Here is a 22,830-nt window from a genome sequence, read left to right as displayed (position 1 = left end):
GGTGGGAAATGGGGGAGCTGGGGGGTGAGCGGGAGCGGGCGTGTGACGCTGCGGGGGTGAGGAGGTTCGGGCCCGCGTCTGTTCGCGCCCTTCCCGGCTGGGCGGTGTGGGTGACGCCGGGGCTGCTCACGCTCGTGGTGACGCTGGCCGGGATCGGGCACGCCCAGCCGTGGCGGGACGAGCTGGCCACCTGGAGCGCGGCCACCCGCCCGCTATCCGACCTGGCCCGGATGACCCGCACCATCGACGCCGCCACCGGGCCGTACTACCTGCTCATGCACGGCTGGACGGCGGTTGCCGGCACGTCGCCGACGGCGCTGCGACTGCCCTCCGTGCTCGCCATGGCCGTGGCCGCCGCGCTCACCGCCCGCCTCGGCGCGGTGCTGGTCGGCCGTCGCGCCGGGCTGCTGGCCGGACTGCTGTTCGCGGTCCTGCCGGTCACCTCGCGGTACGGGCAGGAGGCCCGCCCGTACGCCCTAGCCACGCTGCTCGCCGTGCTGGCCACGCTGCTGCTGGTCGAGGCGCTGCGCCGGCCGACCTGGCTGCGCTGGGCCGGGTACGCCGCTGCGGTCGCCGCGCTCGGCCTGCTCCACCTGGTCGCGCTCACCCTGCTCGCCGCGCACGCCGTGGTGGTGCTGCTGACCGCCGCACATGGCCCTGCGGGGGTCGTCGATCCGCCCGGCCAGTCCCGAGCCCAGATGCCCGACGCGAGCCGGCCACGCCGCAGACACCTGTGGCGTTCCACCCAGCCACGAGATCGAGCGCGAGTGGAACACCACGGGTGTCACGACGCCCCGCAGACACCCACGGCGTTCCACCCAGCCACGAGATCGAACGCCGGTGGAACGCCACGGGTGTCACCGCATCCCGGGAGCAGGGAGCATGGCACGGACGCGCCGGAAGCGGAACCGCAGAACGTGACCGGCGAGGCTCGGGAGACGCTGGCCTGGTGGCTGCTGGCGCGGGTGCCGGCCGTCGTGCTCGTCACCCCACTGGCACTCGTCGCCCGGGGGCAGCGCGGTCGACAGCTCGACTGGGTCGACCCGGCGCGCCTGCCCGACCTGGCGGCGCTACCGGGTGCGCTGGCGCAGAGCGGCGTCGTCGGCGGTTTCGTGCTCGCGCTCGCGGCGCTCGGCGTGGCCCGGCTGGGTCGCCGGGCGCTGCTGCCGGCCGCCGCCGTGCTGCTGCCGGTGCTGCTGATGTTCGCCGCCGGAACGATGGTGCCGGTCTGGGTGACCCGCTACCTGGTCTTCACCGTGCCGTTCGCCTGCGTACTGGCCGGCGCCGCGCTGGCTGCCGCGCGGGTCACTCCCGCACCGGCCCGAACGCCGGCAACAGCAGCGCCCGCTGAAGCAACGCCCGCTGAACCAGCGCGCACGGCGACACCCGCCGCAGCCGGCCGCACTGCCGCGCCCGTGGAAGCAGAGCAAGGGCCGACGTCGCCGCGCGGACGGGTCGCGGCGGGAATCGCGGTGGTGGTCCTGGCCGGGCTGCTCGGGTTGCCCGATCAGGCGGCGCTGCGCCGCACCCACGAGTGGCCGCGCAGCGCACCCGTCGACTACGCGGGCGCGGCCGGGACCATCCGCGCCGGGCAGGGGCCGGGCGACGCGATCGTCTACTCGCCCCGGGACGGCTGGCTGTTCCCGGATCTCGGCATGGCGTACCACCTGGGGTCGAGGCTGCCACGCGACGTGCTGGTGGTCCGCGACCAGCGTCAGGACGCGAGCCTCTGGGCCGTGGAGTGCGACGACCCGGCGCGGTGCCTGGCCGGGGTGAACCGGGTGTGGCTGGTGGTCACCGGCCGGCGCGCGGACCCGTTGGCGGCGGTGCCGGGTGCGAAGGGCGACGCGCTGCGCGCGGGCTACACGGTGCGGCAGGTGTGGCCGCGTCCGGGGATCACAGTGGCCCTGCTCGTCCGGTGAGGCGGTCGGTGGTGCCGCGGGCCAGCGGTACGACGATGGCCGCCTCGGTGCCGCCGTCGGCGCCGTTACGCAGCTCGATGGTGCCGCGCAGCTCGCCGGTGACCAGCGCCCGGACGATCTGCAGGCCCAGGTTGCCGCCGCGCTCGGCGTCGAACTGCTCGGGCAGCCCCCGGCCGTTGTCGGTCACCGTGACGTGCAGTTGCTTGCGCGCCCGGTGCGCGGAGACCACAACCTCGGGCCGGGGCGCGGAAACCCCCGCCTCCGGCCGGGGCACGTCCACAGGAGGAGCGGCCGCCTCCTCCTCGGCCGACGGGAAACCGTGCTCGACGGCGTTGAGCAGCAGCTCGTTGAGCACCATCACCAGCGAGGTGGCGATCTCGGCGGGCAGGACGCCGAACGTGCCGCGGCGGCGCATGCCGACACTCACCTCGGTGGCGGCGACCTCGGTGGCGGCGCTGGCCACCCGGTCCACGATGCCGTCGAACTCGACCGCCTCGTCGCTGGACATGGAGAGCGTCTCGTGCACCAGCGCGATCGAGGCGACCCGGCGTACCGATTCCTCCAGCGCGACCCGGGCCTCGGGCATGGAGACCCGCCGGGCCTGCAGGCGCAGCAGCGCGGCGACGGTCTGGAGGTTGTTCTTCACCCGGTGGTGGATCTCCCGGATGGTGGCGTCCTTGGTGATCAGGGCGCGGTCGCGGCGGCGTACCTCGGTGATGTCGCGGACCAGCACCAGCGCGCCGATCGGCACTCCGGCGGGCATCAGCGGCAGCGCCCGGGTGAGCATGGTCGCGCCGCGGGCGTCGATCTCCCGCCGGGGCGGCGCCTCGCCGCGCAGCGCGGCGAGCACGGCATTGCCCGCGTCGGTGCCTTCGAGGGGGTCGCCGGCGAGCCGGCGGTGCAGCTTGGCCAGGTCCTCGCCGACGAGGTGGGAGGCGTAGCCGAGGCGGCGGTACGCGGACTGGGCGTTCGGGCTGGCGTAGGTGACCTTGCCGTTGGCGTCGAGCCGCACCAGGCCGTCGCCGACCCGGGGCGCCGAGGTGGTCTCGCCGGGGTGCCGGGGCGGCGGGAACGTGCCATCGGCGATCATCTGGGCCAGGTCGTCGGCGGTGGTCAGGTAGTTCAGTTCCAGCTGGCTGGGGGTGCGCGCGGTGGACAGGTTGGTGTCCCGGCCCACCACGGCGATCACCTCGCCGGCTTCACCGTCGCCGGTACGCAGCCGGACCGGGATCGCCTCGTGGCGGGCCGGGACGTCGCCGTACCAGACCGGGTCGCCCTCGCGCCAGATCCGTCCCTGCCGGTAGGCCACCTCCAGGTGGGCCACCTCGGCCCCGCCGACGATCCGCCCGACCTGGTCGTCCAGGTAGGCGGTCGGGGCGGTGGTGGGACGGACCTGGGCCACGCAGAGGAACGTGCCGTCGCCGTCCACCGGCACCCAGAGCAGCAGGTCGGCGAAGGACAGGTCGGACAGCAGCTGCCAGTCGCCGGCGATCCGGTGCAGGTGGTCGATGTCGGCCGGGCGGAGCGCGGTGTGCTCCTCGGCGAGGTCACGGAGGGTGGACACGCCACACAGCGTGCCACGCCGGGCCTCACATCGTCGCCGTGACCTTCTTCAAGCCGCGCGGCGCGTCCGGGTCCTCGCCCCGGGCCAGCGCCAGGGCCAGCGCGAGCCGTTGCAGCGGCAGGATGTCGAGCAGCGGCGCGTACCGCTCGTCGACCTCGGGCACCGCCATCCGGGTCTCGCCGACCTCGGCGGAGCCGACCACCACCACGTCGGCGCGGCGCTCGCCGAGGCGGGGCAGCACTTCGCGCATCGACGTGCCGCCGGGGCCGGAGCCGACGACGGCGAGCACCGGTACGTCCGGATCGGTCATGGCGAGCGGGCCGTGCAGCAGGTCGGCGCCGGAGAAGGCGAGCGCCGGCAGGTACGAGGTCTCCATCAGCTTCAGCGCCGCCTCGCGCGCGGTCGGGTACGCGTACCCCCGGCCGGTGGTGACGAGCTGGGCGGCGAACCGGTAGCGCGGCGCGAGCCGGGCCGGGGTGTCGTCGGCGAGCGTCTGCGCGGCCAGCTCGGGCAGCCGGCTCAGCGCGGCGCGCTCCTCGGCGGGCAGCACGCCGTCGCCGGCGCGTACCCCCTCGATCAGCATGAGCAGCGCGAGCAGTTCGGCGGTGTAGGTCTTGGTGGCGGCGACCGCCCGCTCGTGGCCGGCGGCGATGTCCACGCTCAGCTCGGCGGTCTCGACCAGCGGCGAGCCGGGGTTGTTGGTGACGGCCAGGCTGAGCGCGCCGGAGGCGCGGGCGACCCGCAGCACCTCGGCGAGGTCGGGCGAGCCGCCGCTCTGGCTGACGCCGACGACGAGCGCGTCGGAGAGGTCGGGCCGGGCGCCGAAGACGGTGATCGCGCTGGGCGAGGCCAGCCCGGCGGGCAGTCCGAGGCGGATCTCGGTCAGGTAGGCCGCGTAGAGCGCGGCGTGGTCGGAGGTGCCCCGCGCGGTGAACACCACGTGCCGGGGGCGCCGCTGCGCGACGACGGCCGCGACCTCGGCGATCGCCGCGGCGTGCTCGGCGGAGAGCAGACGCTCGTAACCGGCCGGCTGCTCGTCGATGTCGGCGGCCATACCGGCCCCTGCTCGCGTCACTCCAGACCTCCTTCTGCGCGTTTCTCGCGCGTTCGATGCTCAGTCTTGCACGTTTCAGCAGCCTCAATCAACGCAACGAGCAGGAGTGCGCAGTGGATCACTAATTGACGGAAGATCCCCTAGGCTTGCCCGGCTGACCGACCCCGACCGGCGGAAGGACGACGTGCCCGAGGACGACGCCGCGCTCTCGGCGGAGGAGGAACTCGCGCTGGCCCGGCTGGCGCTGGGCGAGGGCGACCTGCGGCACGCCGCCGACCACATCGCCGCCGCGCTGGTCCGCTCCCCCACGCTGCCCGAGGCGCACGAAGCGCTCGCCCGGCTGGACGCGGCCAGCGGCGGCGACCTGGACCTCTTCCCGCTCGGTCAGCAGGCGTTCGTCGGCGCCGTGGTGGCCCGCGCGCACCTGCTCGCCGCCGCCGGCCGGCCCGCCGAAGGGCTCGACCTGCTGGCCGCCGCCACCGGCTACGCGCCCGCCGCGCCGTGGGCCGCCGTACCCTGGGTGACCGCCACCGACCTGCCGGAACGCCTCGACCCCGAACGCACCGCCCGGATCCTCATGCAGGTCTGCGCGGCGGCGCCCGACCCCGCGCCGCGCCGGCTGCGCGAGCCGCTGGCGCCGTACCTCACGCTGGCCCGCAATGCGATCACCGTGCATCCGGCCCACCCGCTGCTGCTGGGCGCGGCGTCCGCGCTGGCCCGGCGCCTCGGCGAGGTCACCCTCGCCGTCACCTGGGCCACCCGGGGGGTACGCGCACAGCCCACCAAACTCGGCGAGGTGTGGCTCGGGTACGCGTACCGCAGCGCCGGCCGCACCGGCGAGGCGCTGGCGGCGCTGGAACGGGCTGTCGCGCTCGACCCCGACGACCTCGCCGTCTACGCGGACATCGCCGGCACGCTCGCCGACAACGGCCGGCTCGACGCGGCGCTGGGCTGGATCGACCGGGCGCTGGCGAAGGACCCCACCTTCGACTGTGCCGTGCACACCGCGCACCGGCTGCGCTACCTGCGCGACGGCGACGTGGACCACCTGGTGGCGCTCGCCGACTTCGTCCGGGAACATCCGGACGACACGCACGAGCACGGCGACCTCGCCGAATGCTGCCGGGGGCGGCCCTGGCTGGGTCAGGTCACACCGGCAGACGACGATTTCCCGTCCCCCGACGGGCCCGCTCCCTCGGCAGCCGCGGTACGCCGCCTCCAGCACCTGGCGCACCCGGCGTGGGCGCACCCCCCGGCCGCGTACGACGCCGCTGTCGGGCTGGCCACACTGGACCTCGCCGACCTGCTCGCGCTGCTGGCGCACCCGCCGGAGGCACCCGCCACCGCGCTGGGCCGCGTGCTCGGCGGGCAGGACCCGGCACTGTGGAGACGCTGCGCGCAGGTCTGGGCCTGCCTCGGCCTGCTGCACCACCGCACCGACGAGCCGTGGGAGTCGTCGACCCGGCGGCGGGTGCTGCACGAACTGGCCACCGATCCCGGCCCGGCCGCCGAGGCGGCGCTGTTCGCCCTGGTCACCGCCGCCTGGGTGGACCCGGCCACCCGCGCCGACGTGGCCGCCGTGGTGGCCGGGCGGCTCACCGAGGTGGCATCCGGCACCGCCCGGCGTACCCCGGTGGCGGTGTCGCTCGCCTATCTGGCGCGGGCGACCCCGGCCCTCGACCCGGCCGCCCGCGCCACCGCCGACTCGCTCATCGCCGGCGCCGGCGGAGGCCCGCTGCGCCGCCTCTGGCGACGCCTCACCGCCCTGTTCCGCAGAGGCTGAGCGCCGGGGCCGTTCCGGGGCCCCATTTCCGGCCGGCTCCCCGGCCCCCACCACCCAGCCGAGCGCCGCCACTTCGCCGAGGTGGCGCGATCAACTCCCCTCCGACCCCACCACTCCCCCGATGTGGCGGGCAGCGGGCGGAAGGCACCGGGTGCCTCGCTGGAGTGGAGACGCGGCGGCCCCGCGTACCCCCGAGGTGGGGGCGCGGGGCCGCGGCGGGTGAGTCAGGCGACGGGGGCCTTGCCGAGCGCGGCCTCGGCCTCGTCCTCCGGCGTGGGGCCGGCCGGCCGCACGTCGTTCGTCGCGCGCAGCGGCACCTCCTTGATGAACCAGGCGAGCACCGGCACGGCGACGGTGAAGAGGACCGCCCAGAAGAAGACGTGCGAGATGGCGTCGGCGAGACCGCCGAGCACCGCCTCGCGCATCGGGCCGGTGAGCTTCTTGAGGGCTTCCAGGTTCATCGCGCCGCCCTCACCGCCACCCGAGCCCGCGAACGCGGGGCCGGCCGCCGAGTCGGCGAGACGGTTGGCGAAGATCGCGCCGAAGAGGGAGACGCCGAACGAGCCGCCGATGGACCGGAAGAACGTGGCGGCGCCGCTGGCGGCTCCGAGGTCCTTCTGCTCGACGCTGTTCTGCGCGATCAGCATCGAGGTCTGCATCAGGAAGCCCATGCCGACGCCGAGCACGACCATGTAGAGCGAGGACTGCGCCTTGCTGGTGTCCACGTCGAGCAGGCTGAGCAGGCCCATCCCGGCGGCCATCACGACGCCGCCGACGATCGGGAAGGCCCGGTAGCGGCCGGTCTTGGTGATCGTCCGGCCGACCACGAGCGAGACCACGAGCATGCCGAACATGAGCGGGAGCAGCAGCAGGCCGCTGTTGGTGGCCGAGGCGCCCTGGACGGTCTGCTGGTAGAGCGGCAGGAAGTTCATCGCGCCGAACATGGCGAAGCCGAGCAGGAACCCGATCACCGAGATCAGCGCGAAGTTGCGGTTGGCGAACAGGCTCAGCGGCAGGATCGGCTCGGGCGCGCGCCGCTCGACGAGAGCGAACACGCCGAGCGCGGCCACCGCCAGCACGGCGAGGCCGAGGATCTGCGGCGAAGCCCAGTCGTACTGGTTGCCGCCCCATGTGGTGACCAGCACGATCGCGGTGATGCCCACGGACAGCAGCGCCGCGCCCAGCCAGTCGATCTTGTGCTCGGTGCGGTACTTCGGCAGGTGCATGGTGGTGGCCAGGACCAGCAGCGCCACTCCGCCCAGCGGCAGGTTGACGTAGAACGCCCAGCGCCAGGAGAGGTTGTCGGTGATGAAGCCGCCGACCAGCGGCCCCGCGACCATGGCGATGGCCATGATGCCGGCGATCATGCCCTGGTAGCGGCCCCGCTCGCGGGGCGGCACCAGGTCACCGATGATCGCCATGACGCCGACCATCAGGCCACCGGCGCCGAGGCCCTGCACGGCGCGGAACGCGATCAGCTCGATCATGCCGCTGTCGGCGCCGCCGAAGACGCCGGAGCCGGACATGCCGCACAGCGCCGAGCCGACCAGGAACACGACGACGGCGGTGAGGAAGACGGCCTTGCGTCCGTAGAGGTCGCCGAGTTTGCCCCAGATCGGCGTGGAGACAGTCGTGCCCAGCACGTACGCGGTGACCACCCAGGTGAAGTGGTCGGCGCCCCCGAACTCGAAGACGATCCGCGGCAGCGCGGTGCTGACGATCATGTTGTCGAGCATCGCGAGCATCATCGCGATCATCAGGCCGAACAGGACGACGCGGATGTTCGGTCTCGCGACGACCGGGGCTTGTTGACTCATCGGTAGGCTCCCCCGCAGATCATGTGATCAACTTACTTGCCGCCCGGCTAGTTGACTTACTAGCCGGACGGTAAGCTGATGAAGGTCGGACGTCAAGCGGATTGGAAGGAAGTCGGCTGGTGAGGGAGACCACAGGAGGCACACGGCAGCGCATCCAGGCCGTCGCCTTGGAACTCTTCACCGAGCAGGGCTACGAGAAGACGTCACTGCGGGAGATCGCCGAGCGGCTCGGCGTCACGAAGGCGGCGCTCTACTACCACTTCAAGAGCAAGGACGAGATCGTCACCAGCTTCGTCGACGACCGGCTGCGCCGGATGGACGAGCTGATCGCCTGGGCCGCCGACCAGCCACCCACCCTGGCGACCCGGCGCGCCCTGCTCGGGCGGTACGCCGACAGCATGTTCGCCGGCGACCTGCCCCAGGTGATGCGCTTCTTCGAGCAGAACCAGACGGTGCTCAAGAGCCTGGTCGCCGGCCAGCAGATGCGGGACCGGATGATGCGGCTGGCCCACGAGCTGTGCCGGGGTGACGACTCGCCGGCCGCCCAGCTGCGCGCCACGCTGACGCTGTTCGCGGTGCACACCAGCTGGTTCGCGGTCCGCGCGCCCGGCATCACCGACGACGAGCGGAAGCGGATCGCGCTCGAGGTGGCCGACGAGCTGCTCGCCAAGATCGGCGAGACCGGCCAGGGCTGAGCCGGTTCAGCCCGCCGCGGTCAGGTCCAGTCGCAGACCGAGCAGGTCGATGCCGGGCAGCGGCGACCAGTCCTTCTCCGGCAGCCGGACGAACCCGAGCCGCTCGTAGAGGCGGTGCGCGTTCGCCGCCATCCCGGCGCGTACGCAGATCACCACCGCCGTGCAGCCCAGCTCCGTCGCGCGCGTCACGCACGCGGCCGCGAGCGCGGCGCCGGCGCCCCGGCCCTGCGCGGCCGGATCCACCGCGAGCATCCGGAACTCCGCCTCGCCCGGGCCGGCGAGTTCGGCGTACGGGGTGCCGGGCAGCACGAACGTCACCGCGCCGAGCACCTGGCCGGTGGTGTCGTCGACGGCCACCAGCACCTCGCCGGTCTGGGCGCGGGTGGCCACGTCGGCGAGCACCGGCGCGTAGCCGCTCTCGTCCTTGAGCTGGCCGTCCGCCTCGTACGCGGCCACAGTCAGACGCGCCACGGCCGGGAAGTCCGCCGGCTCGGCGCGGCGCACCAGCAGGGCGGTCAACCGATCTCCGCGATCAGGTCGCCGTCCTGCACCACGTCTCCCTCGTTGACGGCGAGGCGCTGCACCACGCCGTCGGACTCGGCGACCACCGGGATCTCCATCTTCATCGACTCCAGGATGACGAGCGTGTCGCCCTCGGACACGGTGTCGCCGGCCGACACCACGACCTTCCAGACGTTCGCCACCATCTCGGCGCGGATCTCCTCGGCCATCTTCCGGCCCTCCCTCTCCCCGACGACTCCCCGACAGTCCTGCGAACGGTATCCAATCATGACGCCGGTCACGCCGGGCCGCGCACCACCGGGCACGCGATGCGCCCCAGCGCGCTCCGGCGGGCTGCGTCGGCACTAGCATCGTGCGGGTCGGCCACCGGCGAGCCGGGGAGCCACACCGCGACCTCCGCCGCGGCCAGCCGCGGACGGAACCGTGACCAGCACAAGGAGGCAGAGCATGGCGAAGAAGGCCCGCAAGAAGAAGGCCCGGAAGAAGAGCAGCGCCAACCACGGCAAGCGCCCCAACTCCTGATCATCGGGAGCAGCGCGGCACCTGCCGGAAACGCGTGACGGCCCGGGTCCGATCATTCGGACCCGGGCCGTTCCGTCGCTTGTTCAGTCGGCCAGTTCGCGGGACTCGGTGGTCTCGAAGACCACCAGCTCGGTCAGCCGCAGACGCAGCCGCTCACGCAGCTTCTCCGGCGCCGAGTCGTTGCCGCAGCACCGGGCCACGAGCGCCTTGACCTCCTGCTCGATGCCGTACTCGCGCAGGCACGGCCCGCACTCGTCCAGGTGGTGCCGGATCAGCAGCCGGCGCTCCTCGCCGCACTCCAGGTCGAGGTAGAGGTAGACCTCGGCGAGCACCTCGCGGCAGTCCGTCTCGTGCGGTTGTCCACAGCTCACGGTCACACCTCCCGGCTGGCGGCGGCGGTCGAACCCTTCTTCGACGAGGCGGCGCTGAAACCGCGCTCCGCCGCGTACTGCTCGAGCAGCTTCCGCAGATTACGTCGGCCACGGTGCAGACGGGACATCACGGTGCCGATCGGCGTGCCCATGATGTCGGCGACCTCCTTGTAGGAGAAGCCCTCGACGTCGGTCAGGTAGACGGCCAGGCGGAACTCCTCCGGCAACTGCTGGAGGGCCTCCTTGACGTCGCTGTCCGGGAGCCGGTCGAGCGCCTCCGTCTCGGCCGAGCGCAGGCCGCTGGAGGTGTGCGACTCGGCCTCGGCGAGCTGCCAGTCGGTGATCTCCTCGGTCGGCGCCTGAATGGGCTGCCGCTGCCGCTTACGGTAGGTGTTGATGTAGGTGTTGGTCAGGATCCGGTAGAGCCAGGCCTTCAGGTTCGTGCCCTGCTCGAACTGGTGGAAGGCGGCGTACGCCTTCAGGTACGTCTCCTGAACCAGGTCCTCCGCGTCGGCCGGGTTGCGGGTCATCCGCAGACCGGCGGCGTAGAGCTGGTCGACGAAGGGCATAGCGTCCCGCTCGAAGCGGGCCCTGCGCTCGTCCGTCTTCTCGGTGGTCAACCGCACATCCCCTCGCGTCGGATGCTTTCCCGCTGAGGATACGCGTACCCACTTTCCGGCAGATTCACTTCCGGAGTCTGTGCCGGTGCTCACGACCGACGCCGCGGGCCACTCCGGCGCGTCGAGCAGCCGCCTGAGCTGCCGCTCGTCCCGTTCGTCCCGTTCCCGGCTCCGTGTCTGTATCGGCACCGGTCACCCCCCTCGCGCTGGCACTGTCGTCGTCCACAGGGAGGTAACGCGAGGTACGGGGTGCGGCATTCCACAGGTCCCACCCGATCCTGGCCCCGGCGGCGGCCGCGACCGCCGCTGGGACCAGGAAGGGCCTGGGAGGGTGGCCCCGGCGCACCCGAACCGGGCGGCCGGCACCAACCGGTGCAACGACCCGCCGCGGGCGACGGTCACGGCGCGCGCCGCCGCTCAGGACAACCATCCGTGTACGCGCAGCCAGTCCCGGACCACGGCGGCCGTGCCGGCCGGGTCGCCCCGCAGGTCGTGCCGCTGTCCCAGCCGGACCACCACCTCGATCCCCGGGCCGGATTCGGGCACGCCGAACGGGTCCCGGTCGCCGTTGACCACGAGCGTGGGCAGCCCGGTGAGCAGTTCCGCGGCCCGGGAGCGTTCCGGCCGGCCCGGCGGGTGCAGCGGGAACGCCAGCGCGACGACTCCAGCCGCCCCGACGGCGGCGGCGGTGCGGCAGGCCACCCGGGCGCCGCTGGACCGGCCGCCGACCACCCAGTCGCGCACCTGCGGGGCGCGCCGGCGAAGCTCGGCCAGCACCGCCGTCCACGCCTCGTCGAGGTGCCCGGCGGGAGCGGGCGCGCGCCGCCCGGCGACCCGGTACGGCTGGGTCACCAGGGCCACCCCGGCCCCGGCGTCGCGCACCGCGTCCCGGACCGCCGTGAGGTCCGGCGCGTCCACGTCGCCGCCTGCCCCGTGGCCCAGCACCAGCACTGTCGCGCCGTCTGCGGGCGGGTGGAAGCGGAACCGGGCCCGTCCCCGGGGTGTGTCGATCTCGTCGTCGTGCCGCACCGGCCCATTCTGCGCGTGCCGGTCGGCCGGCGGCGCCGGGACGGGCCGAACCGGTCGTCGCCCGTGACCTGCGAACAGGCCACGGGCGACGAGGGATCAGCTCAGCGGCACCAGGGTGAGCAGGCGGTCACGCACCGGCGGGCCGGCGTCGTCGATCGCGTCCGGATCGGGCTGGACCTCGCTGCGCCAGGCCACGAGCATGGCTCGGCGTTCGCGCGGCGTGGTGCCGCCCCAGACGCCGTGGCAGTCGCCCACCTCCAGCGCCCAGGCCAGGCAGGAGCCCTGGACGTCGCACGTGCGGCAGAGCGCCACCGCCGCGTCGGCCGGCTCGTTCGGCGCCGGGAAGAACGTCTCCGGATCGACGTTCTGACAGGTGCCTCTGGTGCGCCACGCCTCGTCCTGGCGTCGTTCGTGCAGAGCCCGCAGCAGTCGTGGGTCGCGCCGTGCCGCGGCGACCTCGTGCGGGCGGGGCATGCGTGCCCGTGTCAATACACCCACCTCCCCCGTGGGACCGGCAGAGATCTTTCAGCAAGATCGATGGGTGTCGTCGCCCCGTGCGAACCAACGCCCATCACCGGCGCTGTGTTCTATCGCATTCGCATACGTAAGGACAAGAGTCTTCAATGAAACTGACTGAACGTCCGGGCGACTTTTCCGGCGCAACCCCGGCAAACGGGGCGCGTCGATGTGGCGGAGCGTGATCAGAACAGGGTCGGCCCGGAGACCGCCTCCACGCCCTCCGGAGACACCCGCGCGATCAGCTCGGGACCGTCGTTGCGGACGTCGCCGACCGCCCGGGAGACCGGGCGGATCTCCAGCCCGGCGAGCAGGCCGGCGTCGGGCGGCGCGAGCAACCCGGCCGGGTCGTCGGCGGGGCCGAGCCAATCCGCCCAGCGATCCGGCGCCAGCAGCAGCGGCATCCGGTCGTGCACCTCGGCCAGCTCGCCGACCGCAGCGGTGGTGAGCACGCTGAACGTGAGCCGGGCCACCCCGGCCGACTCCCACACCGACCAGATGCCGGCGAAGGCGAGCACCGAGCCGTCCCGGGGCGTCATGAAGTAGGGCTGCCGCCCGCCACCGGCGAGCCGGACCCACTCGTACCACCCGTCGGCCGGCACCAGGCACCGGCGCCGGGCGAACGACGGCGCGTACGCCCGGCTGGTCGCGACCGTCTCGGCCCGCGCGTTGATCATGCGGGCGGCGCCGGCGGCGCTGCGGGACCACCCCGGCAACAGCCCCCAGCGGCCCAGGGAGAGCAGCCGGTGCCCCTCCGGAGCGAGCCGGACCAGCGGCACCGGATCGGTCGGGGCGACGTTGAAGTCCGGCGCCACCCCGCCGGTCTCGTCAGCCGAGGAGAACAGCGCGCTCAGGTCACCGGCGCTCCGGGTCGTGGCGTACCTCCCGCACATGGCGCCCACGCTAGCCCCATCCGGACGTTTCGGCTGTCCCGCCCAACGGGAGCAGCGGCCACGGACGGTTCCACCGGGCCGGGAACTTGGCAGAATGTGACCGTGGGGAATCCGATCGCTACCCGTCAGCCGCAACCGTGGACCGCGCCGACCGCCAGCGACCCGGTCGCCGCGACACTGCGCCTGCCCGGCTCCAAGTCGATGACCGCCCGGGCCCTGGTGCTCGGCGCGCTGGCCAGCGGGCCGTCGACACTGGCCCGGCCGCTGCGCGCCCGGGACACCGAGCTGATGGCCGGCGGCCTGCGCGAGCTGGGCGCGCACATGTCCATCTCCGACGACGACCGCTGGCTGGTCCGCCCGCATCCGCTCGCCGGGCCGGCGCACGTCGACGTCGGCCTGGCCGGCACGGTGATGCGCTTCCTGCCGCCGGCGGTGGGGCTGGCCGCCGGCCGGGTCACGTTCGACGGCGACCCGCACGCCCGCACGCGCCCGCTCGGCCCGCTGATCGGCGCGCTGCGGGCGCTCGGCGTCCGCATCGACGCCCCGCCGACGGGCAGCCTGCCGCTCGTCGTGCTCGGCGCCGGGCAGGTGACCGGCGGCGACGTGGTCATCGACGCCTCCGCGTCCAGCCAGCTCGTCTCCGGGCTGCTGCTGGCCGCGCCCCGGTTCGACCGGGGCGTGGTGGTCCGGCACCAGGGTCCCCCGGTCCCGTCCGCGCCGCACCTGCGGATGACGGTGCAGATGCTGCGCGCCGCCGGCGCCGCGGTGGACGACACCACGCCGGACGTCTGGGCCGTCGAGCCGGGCCCGCTGTCCGGGCGGGGCTGGGAGATCGAACCCGACCTCTCCGGCGCCGCGCCGTTCTTCGCCGCCGCGCTGGTCACCGGCGGCGAGGTGACGTTGCAGGACTGGCCGCGCAGCAGCCTCCAGCCGGTCGAGCGGCTGCGGGAGCTGCTGCACCGGATGGGCGGCGAGGTGACGCTCGGCACCGACGGCCTGACCGTGCGGGGCACCGGCACGGTACGCGGGCTGGACGCCGACCTCTCCGACGTCGGCGAGCTGACCCCGGTGCTGACCGCGCTCACGCTGCTGGCCGACGGCCCGTCCCGGCTCACCGGCATCGGCCACATCCGGGGCCACGAGACCGACCGGGTCACCGCACTCGCCAAGGAGTTCACCGCGCTCGGCGCGGACATCACCGAGACCCCCGACGGGCTGGACATCCGGCCCCGCCCGCTGCGCGGCGGGACGTTCCGCACGTACGCCGACCACCGGATGGCGCACGCGGCGGCGGTGGCCGGGCTGGCCGTCCCCGGCATCGAGGTCGACGACGTGGCGTGCACCTCCAAGACCATGCCGGAGTTCCCGGCACTATGGTCGGGGATGGTGACCGGCAAGAACTGACAGCGGGGGGACGTCCTGGCGACGAAGCGGCGCGAGTACGACGAGGACGACGTCCGGGTCCGACCGGGCCGGTCGTCGCGGCCGCGTACGCGCACCCGCCCCCGGCACGCCGACGCCGTCGACGGGTTCGTCATCGCCGTCGACCGGGGCCGCTACACCTGCGTGCTGCCCGGGGCCGGGCCGGATGCCCCGCTCGTCACCGCCATGCGCGCCCGCGAGCTGGGACGCAAGTCGGTGGTGGTGGGTGACCGGGTGGGTCTGGTCGGGGACACCTCCGGCGCGCCGGGCGCGCTGGCCCGGATCGTGCGCATCGCCGAACGGACCTCGGTGCTGCGGCGTACCGCGGACGACGACGAGACCACCGCCGAGGGGCGGCTGGAACGGGTGGTGGTGGCGAACGCCGACCAGTTGGTGATCGTCAGCGCGCTCGCCGACCCGCCGCCGCGTACCGGGTTCATCGACCGCTGCCTGGTGGCCGCGTACGACGCCGACATCGAGCCGCTGCTCTGCCTCACCAAGGCCGACCTGGGCGGCCCGGAGGCGGTGCTCGGCTACTACACCGAGCTGGAGCTGCCGTACGTGCTGATCCGCCCGGACTCCGACCTGGCCGCGCTGCGCGCGCTGCTCGCCGGCCGGGTGTCGGTGATGGTGGGTCACTCCGGCGTGGGCAAGTCGACGCTCGTCAACCGCCTGGTCCCGGACGCCGAACGCGCGGTGGGCACGGTCAGCGCGATCGGCCGGGGCCGGCACACCTCGACCAGCGCGGTGGCGTTGCGGCTGCCCGCCGAGCCCGGCGCCGACGGCGACACCGGCTGGATCGTCGACACCCCGGGGGTACGCAGCTTCGGGCTGGCCCACGTGTCCGCCGAGAGCCTGCTGCACGGCTTCCCGGACCTCGTCGAGGCGACGGTGGACTGCCCGGCCAACTGCCCGCACACCGCCGACGAGGCGGACTGCGCGCTGGACGCCTGGGTGGCCGCCGGGAAGGCGGACGCGCGCCGGCTCGCCTCGTACCGCCGGTTGCTGGCCTCCCGCAGCGGCGAGGGCGACCCGCGCGAGCCGGAGCGCAACCCCGGCGATCCGCTCGCCGGGTCCTGACCGGCGTCGCCGGCCGGGCCCACGGCGCCGGGCCTCACCGGTACGCTGACCCACCATGATCGATCCCCGGCCGACCCCACGGCCTCTGCCCGCCGAGCGGGTGCTGGAGCTGGCCGCGCCGATGCTCGCCGAGGTGGGTGGCGAGTGGCGGATGACCGACGGGCCGATGCTGCGGTCGGGATCGCTGGGCGTCCGGGTCCTTCCACCGGACAGCGACGACTACCGCCACCTGGACCTGGAGCTCCTGCTGAACGCGGACCGGCCGGACGTGCCGACGATCGTCGACTGCACGCTCGGCCTGGCCGCCGACCCGGTCGAGGTGGCCCGTCAGGCGATCGGGGCGTGGATCGAGACCTGCCTGGTGACGGTCCTGGAGATGATCGAGCAGCGAGGGCGGCTGGCGAGCCACTTCAGGTCGGGCGACAAGGGCGGGTTCGCCGGCTGGCATGCGATCGTCGGCGGCGTGACCGGATGGTCCGCCGACGGCTCGCAGCACAAGCAGGAGTGGTTCGCCGAGGCGATGCCGTGGTCGACCCTGGCGCCGGTGATCGCGGCCGGGCTGGACCGTCCACATCTCAACGGCATTCGCATGCTGGTCGGCCAGGGTGGTGACGTCACCGAGTGCGAGGTGCGGATCAACGGCCGGCGGCACGAGCCGTCCGCCGCCGCGCTCGCCGCTCTGGACTGGCCGCGCACCGACCGTTTCGGCCTGGCACGCACCTTCGTCCTCCTGGTCGGCCCCGACTGAGGCGGTGACAGCGCTCGGGTGACGCCCCGACGACCGACGGTCGTGGTCACGCCACTAGCGTGTCCGTCATGACCGGGTACGCCGACGATCTCGCCCTCGCCCACCTGCTCGCCGACGCCGCGGACGCGGTCTCCTCGGCCCGGTTCCGCGCGCTGGACCTGCGCGTCGAGTCGAAGCCGGACCTGACCCCGGTCTCCGACGCGGACACCGCCGTGGAGCGGGAGATCCGCGCGCTGCTGGCCACCCACCGTCCCGGCGACGGCCTGCTCGGCGAGGAGTACGGCGAGCAGCCGCCGGCCGGTCCGGACGGGCGGCGCTGGGTGATCGACCCGATCGACGGCACGAAGAACTTCGTCCGGGGCGTACCGGTCTGGGCCACCCTGATCGCGCTGCTGGAGCACGACCGGCCGGTGCTCGGCCTCGTCTCCGCCCCGGCGCTGGGCCGCCGCTGGTGGGGCGCGCTCGGCGCGGGCGCGTTCGCCGGCGCCGGACCGGCGGACGGCACGCCGATTCGGGTCTCCGGCGTCACCGCGCTCGGCGACGCGAGCATCTGCTACTCGTCGCTGACCGGGTGGGAGCAGGCCGGCCGGCTGGAGGCGATCCTCCAGCTCATGCGGGACACCTGGCGCAGCCGCGCGTACGGCGACTTCTACGGTTACATGCTGCTGGCCGAGGGGGCGCTGGACGTGATGGTGGAGCCGGAGCTGTCGCTGTGGGACATCGCCGCGCTGGTGCCGATCGTCACCGAGGCGGGTGGCGTGATCACGGATCTGGCCGGCCGGCCGGCCCCGGCGGGCGCGGACTCCGCCGACATCAGCGCCGTGGCCAGCAACGGCGCGCTGCACGACGACATCCTGGCCCGGCTCGGCCGTCCAGCCGAGCGCTGAACCGGGAAGAGCCTCTATCCTCGCCAGGTGGTTTCCTCCGGTTGGTGCTTCCTGGCAGCGATGATCGTCGCGTACGGCTTCGCCAACCTTCTCCAGTCGGTCGCCGCGGCGCGGACAACCGTGCACCACACGTTCGACCCGGGGCTGCTGCTGCGCCTGGCCGGGCACCGGACGTACCTGATCGGCCTGACCTGCCAGGTGGTCGGCTTCGTGCTGGCGTTCCTGGCCCGCCGCGACCTGCCGCTGTTCCTGGTGCAGGCGAGCGTGGCGGCCGGGCTCGGGGTGACCGCCGTGCTCGGCGTGCTGGTGCTCAAGTGGCGGTTGCCGGCCGCCGAGGTGGTGCTGCTGGTGCTGCTGTTCGCCGGCATCACCGCGCTGGTGCTGTCGGCCCAGCCGGCGCCGTCGCGGCAGCTCGGCACCGCCGGACTGGTCGGCCTGGCGGTGGCGGTGTTCGCGATCGCCGGGTCCGGGTTCTTCGCCGCCCGGCTGCACGGCGCGCTCGGGTCGGTGGTGCTCGGCTCGCTGGCCGGGATGGCGTTCTCCGCCGCCGCGGTGGCGGCCCGCCCGCTCGCCTCGGCCGGATCGGTGGAGGCGTTCGTCCGCGACCCGCTGCTCTACCTGCTGATCGTGCACTCGGTCATCGGCCAGCTGCTGCTCGGCCTGGCCATGCAGCGCGGGTCGACCACGGCGGCGGTGGCCGCGATGGACGCCGCCGGGGCGGTGCCCGCGGCGATCGTCGGCCTGCTGCTGCTCAACGACAAGATCTGGCCCGGCCGGGAGTGGCTGGCCGGTCTGGGCTTCCTGGTCACGCTCGCGGCGGTGGTCGGCCTGACCCGGTACGCCGAACCGCAGCACCACCACGCCAGCGCCCGCCAGAAGGCGATTGTGGGCGCCGGGATGGTGCCGGTTCAGGCCGCCTCGACCGGTCCCCGTTCCGAGACGGCCACCTCGACCGGCGGCGTCACCTCGACCGGCGTCGGCTCGATCGGCGTGGCCGGGCGGCGACGCCCGATCACCCGCTCGTAGAGACGTTCCAGCGCGGCGGCGGTACGTTCCCAGGTGTAGCTGCACCGGACCCGGTCCACCGCGGCGTGCCCGTACGCGAACCGCCCGGCGTTGTCCGACAGCAGCCGGCGCAGCGTGACCCCGAGCGTGCGTACGTCACCGGGCGGCACCAGCTTGCCGGTCACCTCGTCCACCACCGCGTCGGCGATGCCGCCCATGGCGTAGCCGACCACCGGCACGCCGCAGGCCATCGCCTCCAGCGACACCCGCCCGGCCGACGCGTAGTGCGGCGTGCAGGCCACCACGTCGGCGGAGCGGTACCAGGTCGCCATCTGGTCGTGCGGCACCGCGCCGACCAGCTTCACCTGCTCCGCCACCCCGGCCCGCTCGGCCAGCTCCCGCAGCCGGCGCGCCTCGGCGTGCCCGTCCAGCCGCTCGGCCGGCGGGCCGCCGGCGATCACCAGCTCCGCGTCGCCGACCAGCCGCATCGCCCGGATCAGGTCGTCCTGCCCGTGTCCGGGGGCGAGCCCGCCGACGGAGAGGATCCGGGCCCGCTGGTCGCGGGGCGCCGCCTCGCCGTCCGGGTGGAACTGGCCGGTGTCCACCCCGGTCGGCACCATCGCCACCGACGTGCGCTGCAGGCCCATCCGGGTCAGCTCGTCCACCTCGTCGTTGCACTGGGCCACCGCCACGTCCACCGCCCGGGTCAGCGCCCGTTCCAGCGGGATGCGCTCGCCCGGGCCGCCGTACCGGGGCCCGAGGTGCCGCAGCTGCTCGACGCCGAGCGAGTGGAACGTCTGCACCACCGGGATGTCGGTGGCGCGTACCGCGTGGGCGGCGGCCAGCCCGCCGACCCAGTAGTGGCCGTGCACCACGTCGGGGGTCCAGTCACCGGCCCACTGCCCGGCCAGCCAGCGGCCGTACTCGGCGACGAAGGGCACCAGCTCGGCGGTGGAGAGCACGTCGGGCGGGCCGACCGGCACACGTTCCACCCGGTAGCCGTCGAGTTCGGTCAGGGCGGGCTGGGCGGCGGCGGCACGGCGCTCGTACACGCGGACGTCATGGCCCCGGGCGGCGAGCTCCGCCGCCACGCGCGCAATGTGCTCCTGCGTCCCGACGGTGGGACCGTCGGTGGACGAGCCGGCGTGCGCGCATACAAGGCCGACGCGCATGGTGCACCTCCATGCGTTTCTCGCGTAGCGGGGTCTCCGGTCAGAGCGTCCCATTAACCCAGGTCCGGCGCGCCCAAACCTGGCAGATCGGGGTCACCGGGCCACCGCTGTCCCGCGAGCGGGACGGCCGACCGAACCCGATCACCGTCGAAATCGGTCGGCATGACCGGGCGGTCCGGGGGTACCGCCGGAGAATGCCGCTCACCCGCAGCCTCTCCGACGCCACGGTCGTCATCACCGGCGCCTCCAGCGGGATCGGCGCGGCGACCGCGTACGCGCTGGCCCAGCGGGGCGCCGACGTGGTGCTCGCCGCCCGGACCGGGTCGGCGCTGCGCCGGGTGGCGGCGAGCTGCCGGGAACTGGGCGGACGGGCCCTGGTGGTGCCCACCGACGTGACCGACCCGGAGGCGGTGGAGCAGCTCGCGGCGCGGGCGGTGGCCGAGTTCGGCCGGATCGACGCCTGGGTCAACAACGCGGCGGTCGGCACCGTGGGACTGTTCGACGAGATCCCGGTGGCCGAGTTCCGCCGGGTGGTGGACGTGAACCTGCTGGGGGCCGTGTACGGAACACGCGCGGCGCTGCCCTGGCTGACCGCCGCCGGTGGCGGGGTGCTGGTCAACAACGCCTCGGTGCTGGCCGAGGTGGCGATGCCGTACCAGTCGGCGTACAACGCCACGAAGCACGCGATCCGCGGCCTGGCCGACACGGTCCGGCAGGAGCTGCGGGTGACCGGGCGGGGCAACATCTCGATCTGCACGGTGCTGCCGGCCACCATCGACACGCCGTTCTTCCGGCACGCGGCCAACCACACCGGCCGGGAACTGACCCCGCCACCGCCGGTGTACCCGCCGGAGATGGTCGCCGAGACGATAGTGAAACTGCTGCGCCGGCCCCGGCGGGAGGCGTACGCGGGCGGCGCGGCCCGGCTGATCGGGCTCCAGTGGCGGCTCGCCCCGGCGCTGGCCGAGCGGGTGATGGGCTGGTACACCGCGCGCACCCAGTTCGGGCCCGGCGTACGCGCCGACTCCACCGGCGCCGTCTTCACCCCCGGCGCGGCGGCGGAGCGGACCGACGGCTGGTCCGGGCGGCGGGGTCAGTTGCTGCGGCTCACCGCGGCCGTCGGTCTGGCGGCCGGCACCGCTGTCGGCACGGCGGCGGCGATCAGCCGCCGGTCCCGGACGGGCCGGCCGTGAGTCCCGCCGACCGGACCGGTGCGCGGGCGGCGGCCGAGGTGCACAATGGGGCGATCATGCCGACGGATGCGCGTTGCCTGGTGGAGACCGACGATTCCTCCGCGAGAGTCCGGCTGACCGGCGTGCTCGACCGGGCCGAGGTGGAGGCCGTGCGGGACGCGCTGCTGGCCCGGCTGTGGCAGCGCCCCGGCCTGCTGCTCGTGGACCTGTCCGGGGTGCGTATCGCCGACCCGCTGGCCCGCGACGCGCTGGACGAGGTCTGCCGGGCGGTGTCCGACTGGCCGGCCAGCGAGATGCTGCTCGACCCGGACGCCACGCCGCCGGACCCGCCGCCGGACCCGCTCGGCGTCGAACTGCCCCCGGTGGTCGAGGCCGCGCGCGAGGCACGGTCGCTGGTCTCCGCCGGGTGCCTCCGGTGGGGCCTGCCGGAGCTGGTCGAACCGGCCTGCATCGCGGTCACCGAGATGGTCAACAACGTGGTGGCGCACGCGCTGACCCCGATGACGCTCCGGCTGGCGCCGCGCGGCAACGCGCTGCACGTGGCCGTCCGCGACCACTCGGCCGGGCAGCCCGCGTACGCGGGTCCGGCGGCGGCGGACGCGCTGGGCGGGCGCGGGCTGCTGCTCATCGACACGGTGGCCCGGCGCTGGGGCAGCACTCCGCTGCCCGACGGCAAGGTGGTGTGGTGCGTGCTGTACGTCGAGGACGAGGCGGCGGTCCGCAACTGAGGTGCCCTTTCGCCCTGTTGCTCCCGATCCACCCGGCCGGTTGCGGTTAGGGCGGGGAGCGCAGTGGGTAGTTCCCGAGCATGCGCGACGACGAGTACCCCACCCCCGTGTCCGATCCCGAGGCGGCGGGCCTGCCCGACACCGCCGACGACGACTCCACCGCCAACGACGACGTGCTGACCGGGCGCGAGGCGGACGGCCCCGAGCCGGCCCAGCTCCCCGGCGACCGCACGCCGGTCGCGGTGGACGAGTTCGGCACCACGGCGGAGGAGCAGCTCGACGGCGAGTCGCTGGACTACAAGCTCCAGCGCGAGCAGTACGAGCGTCCCGCCGACGACCCGCTGGCCGGCCCGGTCGACCCGGACATCGCCGCCGAGGCGGACAGCGAGGAGGCCGCCGCGCAGGCCCGGCTCGACGCCGACGTGATCGACCCGGGCCCGGTATCCGACCCGGACTCCCCCGTCTCCGTGTACGACCACGGTCAGCTCGGCACCGTCGCCGACCACCAGGTGGGCCGGCTGGTCGAGCCGGACGAGGGCGCGCACACCGACCAGGAGACCGACAACGTCGCCTACGACGCGGGCGCGGCCGGTGGCGGGGCCAGCGCGGAGGAGCTGGCGGTGCACGAGACCCGCCCGCCGGACGCCCGCTAGCTAGCCGTCCAGGCCCCGCTCGATGGCGTACCGGGTCAGCTCGACCCGGTTGTGCAACTGGAGCTTGCCCAGGGTGTTCTGCACGTGGTTCTGCACGGTCCGGTGGGACAGGCCCAGCCGGTCGGCGATCTGCTTGTAGGACAGCCCCTTGGCGACCAGGCGCAGCACCTCGGTCTCCCGCTCGGTGAGCCGGGGTGCGTCGTCGTCCGGGGCGGGCGGCGCCGCGGCCAGCCGCCGGTACTCCCCCAGCACCAGGCCGGCCAGGCCCGGCGTGAACACCGGCTCGCCGGCCGCCGTACGGCGCACCGCGTCCAGGAACTCCGCCGGGGCGGCCGACTTGACCAGGTAGCCGGTGGCGCCGGCCTTGACCGCGTCCAGCACGCCCTGCGGCTCGCCGCTGGCCGAGAGCATGAGCACCCGCACCTCGGGCAACGCCGCGCGCAGCCCCCGGATCACCTCGACGCCGGAGATGTCCGGCAGCTGGAGGTCGAGCACGACCAGGTCGGGGCGGGCCGCCGCGGCCACCCGTACCGCCTGCCGCCCCTCGCCGCTGGTCGCCACCACCTGGTGACCCGCCTCGGTGAGGTCGCGGGCCACGCCCTCGCGCCACATCGGGTGGTCGTCGACCACCATC

Annotated in this window: 24 protein-coding genes; 12 read left to right on the top strand and 12 right to left on the bottom strand. The window is 74.3% G+C overall.

All coding sequences use genetic code 11. The features are described from left to right. The first annotated feature begins 8 nt into the window (after nt 1–8). Complete coding sequence (locus BAW75_RS17450) at nt 9–1,922, top strand: glycosyltransferase family 39 protein (RefSeq protein ID WP_244206163.1); 1,914 nt, start codon at nt 9–11, stop codon at nt 1,920–1,922. On the opposite strand, the gene BAW75_RS17445 is transcribed toward BAW75_RS17450, so the two are convergent. Both BAW75_RS17445 and BAW75_RS17440 read right to left on the bottom strand, forming a co-directional pair. Beyond that, nucleotides 1,897–3,486 (bottom strand): PAS domain-containing sensor histidine kinase, encoded by a 1,590-nt coding sequence (locus BAW75_RS17445; RefSeq protein ID WP_064447882.1) that lies wholly within the window; start codon nt 3,484–3,486, stop codon nt 1,897–1,899. The two genes, BAW75_RS17450 and BAW75_RS17445, sit on opposite strands and share 26 nt — an antisense overlap. A 25-nt stretch (nt 3,487–3,511) precedes the next feature. Further along, on the bottom strand, nt 3,512–4,540 hold the full coding sequence (locus BAW75_RS17440; RefSeq protein ID WP_104114253.1) for an SIS domain-containing protein: 1,029 nt from the start codon (nt 4,538–4,540) through the stop codon (nt 3,512–3,514). 184 nt (nt 4,541–4,724) lie between these two features. On the opposite strand from BAW75_RS17440, the gene BAW75_RS17435 reads away from it, so the two are divergent. Beyond that, nucleotides 4,725–6,323, top strand: coding sequence for a tetratricopeptide repeat protein (locus tag BAW75_RS17435; RefSeq protein WP_104114252.1), 1,599 nt, complete (start codon nt 4,725–4,727; stop codon nt 6,321–6,323). A gap of 224 nt (nt 6,324–6,547) precedes the next feature. Here the strand turns inward: BAW75_RS17435 and BAW75_RS17430 are convergent, their stop codons facing one another. After that, nucleotides 6,548–8,140: an MDR family MFS transporter gene (locus tag BAW75_RS17430; RefSeq protein ID WP_064447883.1), complete on the bottom strand. Its 1,593-nt coding sequence runs from the start codon at nt 8,138–8,140 to the stop codon at nt 6,548–6,550. A gap of 119 nt (nt 8,141–8,259) precedes the next feature. Between BAW75_RS17430 and BAW75_RS17425 the strand changes: the two genes are divergently transcribed. Further along, entirely contained in the window at nt 8,260–8,835 is a 576-nt protein-coding gene (locus BAW75_RS17425; RefSeq protein ID WP_064447884.1) for a TetR/AcrR family transcriptional regulator, read from the top strand. Nucleotides 8,836–8,841: 6 nt separating this feature from the next. Here BAW75_RS17425 and BAW75_RS17420 read toward each other — a convergent pair whose 3' ends face one another. Together BAW75_RS17420 and BAW75_RS17415 are read right to left on the bottom strand one after the other, a co-directional pair. Next, nucleotides 8,842–9,354 (bottom strand): GNAT family N-acetyltransferase, encoded by a 513-nt coding sequence (locus BAW75_RS17420; RefSeq protein WP_064447885.1) that lies wholly within the window; start codon nt 9,352–9,354, stop codon nt 8,842–8,844. Continuing rightward, nucleotides 9,351–9,566 (bottom strand): biotin/lipoyl-binding carrier protein, encoded by a 216-nt coding sequence (locus tag BAW75_RS17415; RefSeq protein WP_043328500.1) that lies wholly within the window; start codon nt 9,564–9,566, stop codon nt 9,351–9,353. The genes BAW75_RS17420 and BAW75_RS17415 overlap by 4 nt, the downstream gene beginning before the upstream one ends. Before the next feature lie 238 nt (nt 9,567–9,804). Between BAW75_RS17415 and BAW75_RS33495 the strand changes: the two genes are divergently transcribed. Beyond that, entirely contained in the window at nt 9,805–9,879 is a 75-nt protein-coding gene (locus tag BAW75_RS33495) for a 50S ribosomal protein bL37 (protein WP_369752275.1), read from the top strand. An 83-nt stretch (nt 9,880–9,962) separates the two neighbouring features. On the opposite strand, the gene rsrA is transcribed toward BAW75_RS33495, so the two are convergent. The 5 genes from rsrA to BAW75_RS17390 form a co-directional block, all read right to left on the bottom strand. Then, entirely contained in the window at nt 9,963–10,250 is a 288-nt protein-coding gene (gene rsrA / locus BAW75_RS17410; protein ID WP_043330951.1) for a mycothiol system anti-sigma-R factor, read from the bottom strand. Between the two features lie 2 nt (nt 10,251–10,252). Next, entirely contained in the window at nt 10,253–11,059 is an 807-nt protein-coding gene (locus BAW75_RS17405) for a sigma-70 family RNA polymerase sigma factor (protein WP_043328498.1), read from the bottom strand. 228 nt (nt 11,060–11,287) lie between these two features. Beyond that, nucleotides 11,288–11,899 (bottom strand): alpha/beta hydrolase family protein, encoded by a 612-nt coding sequence (locus tag BAW75_RS17400; RefSeq protein ID WP_104114251.1) that lies wholly within the window; start codon nt 11,897–11,899, stop codon nt 11,288–11,290. A gap of 96 nt (nt 11,900–11,995) precedes the next feature. Further along, the gene (locus tag BAW75_RS17395; RefSeq protein ID WP_030503699.1) at nt 11,996–12,388 is read right to left on the bottom strand and encodes a WhiB family transcriptional regulator; all 393 of its coding nucleotides are present in this window, start codon (nt 12,386–12,388) and stop codon (nt 11,996–11,998) included. A 212-nt stretch (nt 12,389–12,600) separates the two neighbouring features. After that, on the bottom strand, nt 12,601–13,308 hold the full coding sequence (locus tag BAW75_RS17390; protein WP_104114250.1) for an SOS response-associated peptidase: 708 nt from the start codon (nt 13,306–13,308) through the stop codon (nt 12,601–12,603). Between the two features lie 102 nt (nt 13,309–13,410). Between BAW75_RS17390 and aroA the strand changes: the two genes are divergently transcribed. The 5 genes from aroA to BAW75_RS17365 all read left to right on the top strand — a co-directional run bounded on the left by aroA (nt 13,411) and on the right by BAW75_RS17365 (nt 18,471). Continuing rightward, complete coding sequence (gene aroA, locus BAW75_RS17385) at nt 13,411–14,712, top strand: 3-phosphoshikimate 1-carboxyvinyltransferase (RefSeq protein WP_104114256.1); 1,302 nt, start codon at nt 13,411–13,413, stop codon at nt 14,710–14,712. A gap of 204 nt (nt 14,713–14,916) precedes the next feature. Further along, on the top strand, nt 14,917–15,810 hold the full coding sequence (gene rsgA, locus BAW75_RS17380) for a ribosome small subunit-dependent GTPase A (protein ID WP_205798140.1): 894 nt from the start codon (nt 14,917–14,919) through the stop codon (nt 15,808–15,810). A 55-nt stretch (nt 15,811–15,865) separates the two neighbouring features. Further along, entirely contained in the window at nt 15,866–16,558 is a 693-nt protein-coding gene (locus BAW75_RS17375; protein WP_104114249.1) for a DUF6348 family protein, read from the top strand. A gap of 68 nt (nt 16,559–16,626) precedes the next feature. Further along, nucleotides 16,627–17,445: a histidinol-phosphatase gene (gene hisN / locus BAW75_RS17370; RefSeq protein WP_104114255.1), complete on the top strand. Its 819-nt coding sequence runs from the start codon at nt 16,627–16,629 to the stop codon at nt 17,443–17,445. A 60-nt stretch (nt 17,446–17,505) separates the two neighbouring features. Beyond that, complete coding sequence (locus tag BAW75_RS17365; RefSeq protein ID WP_176722743.1) at nt 17,506–18,471, top strand: hypothetical protein; 966 nt, start codon at nt 17,506–17,508, stop codon at nt 18,469–18,471. Here BAW75_RS17365 and BAW75_RS17360 read toward each other — a convergent pair. Then, entirely contained in the window at nt 18,354–19,622 is a 1,269-nt protein-coding gene (locus BAW75_RS17360; protein ID WP_064447891.1) for a glycosyltransferase, read from the bottom strand. The two genes, BAW75_RS17365 and BAW75_RS17360, sit on opposite strands and share 118 nt — an antisense overlap. A 194-nt stretch (nt 19,623–19,816) precedes the next feature. Between BAW75_RS17360 and BAW75_RS17355 the strand changes: the two genes are divergently transcribed. From BAW75_RS17355 to BAW75_RS17345, 3 genes are all read left to right on the top strand, one after another. After that, nucleotides 19,817–20,815, top strand: coding sequence for an SDR family oxidoreductase (locus BAW75_RS17355; protein WP_043328486.1), 999 nt, complete (start codon nt 19,817–19,819; stop codon nt 20,813–20,815). Between the two features lie 80 nt (nt 20,816–20,895). Beyond that, complete coding sequence (locus tag BAW75_RS17350) at nt 20,896–21,543, top strand: ATP-binding protein (protein ID WP_244206160.1); 648 nt, start codon at nt 20,896–20,898, stop codon at nt 21,541–21,543. A gap of 80 nt (nt 21,544–21,623) precedes the next feature. Then, entirely contained in the window at nt 21,624–22,196 is a 573-nt protein-coding gene (locus BAW75_RS17345) for a DUF5709 domain-containing protein (protein WP_104114248.1), read from the top strand. Here the strand turns inward: BAW75_RS17345 and BAW75_RS17340 are convergent, their stop codons facing one another. After that, entirely contained in the window at nt 22,197–22,829 is a 633-nt protein-coding gene (locus tag BAW75_RS17340; RefSeq protein WP_176722742.1) for a response regulator, read from the bottom strand. Nucleotide 22,830: the final 1 nt, after the last annotated feature.

Source organism: Micromonospora chalcea, assembly GCF_002926165.1.
Classification (GTDB): domain Bacteria; phylum Actinomycetota; class Actinomycetes; order Mycobacteriales; family Micromonosporaceae; genus Micromonospora; species Micromonospora chalcea.
This window is presented reverse-complemented; position numbering and strand designations above follow the sequence as displayed.

Bases quoted from the DNA above. Each gene is read 5' to 3' on its own strand.
- BAW75_RS17450 (WP_244206163.1), top strand. From the start codon at position 9: ATGGGGGAGCTGGGGGGTGAGCGGGAGCGGGCGTGTGACGCTGCGGGG.
- BAW75_RS17440 (WP_104114253.1), bottom strand. From the start codon at position 4,540: ATGGCCGCCGACATCGACGAGCAGCCGGCCGGTTACGAGCGTCTGCTC.
- BAW75_RS17430 (WP_064447883.1), bottom strand. From the start codon at position 8,140: ATGAGTCAACAAGCCCCGGTCGTCGCGAGACCGAACATCCGCGTCGTC.
- BAW75_RS17415 (WP_043328500.1), bottom strand. From the start codon at position 9,566: ATGGCCGAGGAGATCCGCGCCGAGATGGTGGCGAACGTCTGGAAGGTC.
- BAW75_RS17390 (WP_104114250.1), bottom strand. From the start codon at position 13,308: ATGTGCGGGAGGTACGCCACGACCCGGAGCGCCGGTGACCTGAGCGCG.
- rsgA (WP_205798140.1), top strand. From the start codon at position 14,917: ATGCGCGCCCGCGAGCTGGGACGCAAGTCGGTGGTGGTGGGTGACCGG.
- BAW75_RS17375 (WP_104114249.1), top strand. From the start codon at position 15,866: ATGATCGATCCCCGGCCGACCCCACGGCCTCTGCCCGCCGAGCGGGTG.
- hisN (WP_104114255.1), top strand. From the start codon at position 16,627: ATGACCGGGTACGCCGACGATCTCGCCCTCGCCCACCTGCTCGCCGAC.
- BAW75_RS17365 (WP_176722743.1), top strand. From the start codon at position 17,506: ATGATCGTCGCGTACGGCTTCGCCAACCTTCTCCAGTCGGTCGCCGCG.
- BAW75_RS17360 (WP_064447891.1), bottom strand. From the start codon at position 19,622: ATGCGCGTCGGCCTTGTATGCGCGCACGCCGGCTCGTCCACCGACGGT.
- BAW75_RS17355 (WP_043328486.1), top strand. From the start codon at position 19,817: ATGCCGCTCACCCGCAGCCTCTCCGACGCCACGGTCGTCATCACCGGC.
- BAW75_RS17345 (WP_104114248.1), top strand. From the start codon at position 21,624: ATGCGCGACGACGAGTACCCCACCCCCGTGTCCGATCCCGAGGCGGCG.
- BAW75_RS17340 (WP_176722742.1), bottom strand. From the start codon at position 22,829: ATGGTGGTCGACGACCACCCGATGTGGCGCGAGGGCGTGGCCCGCGAC.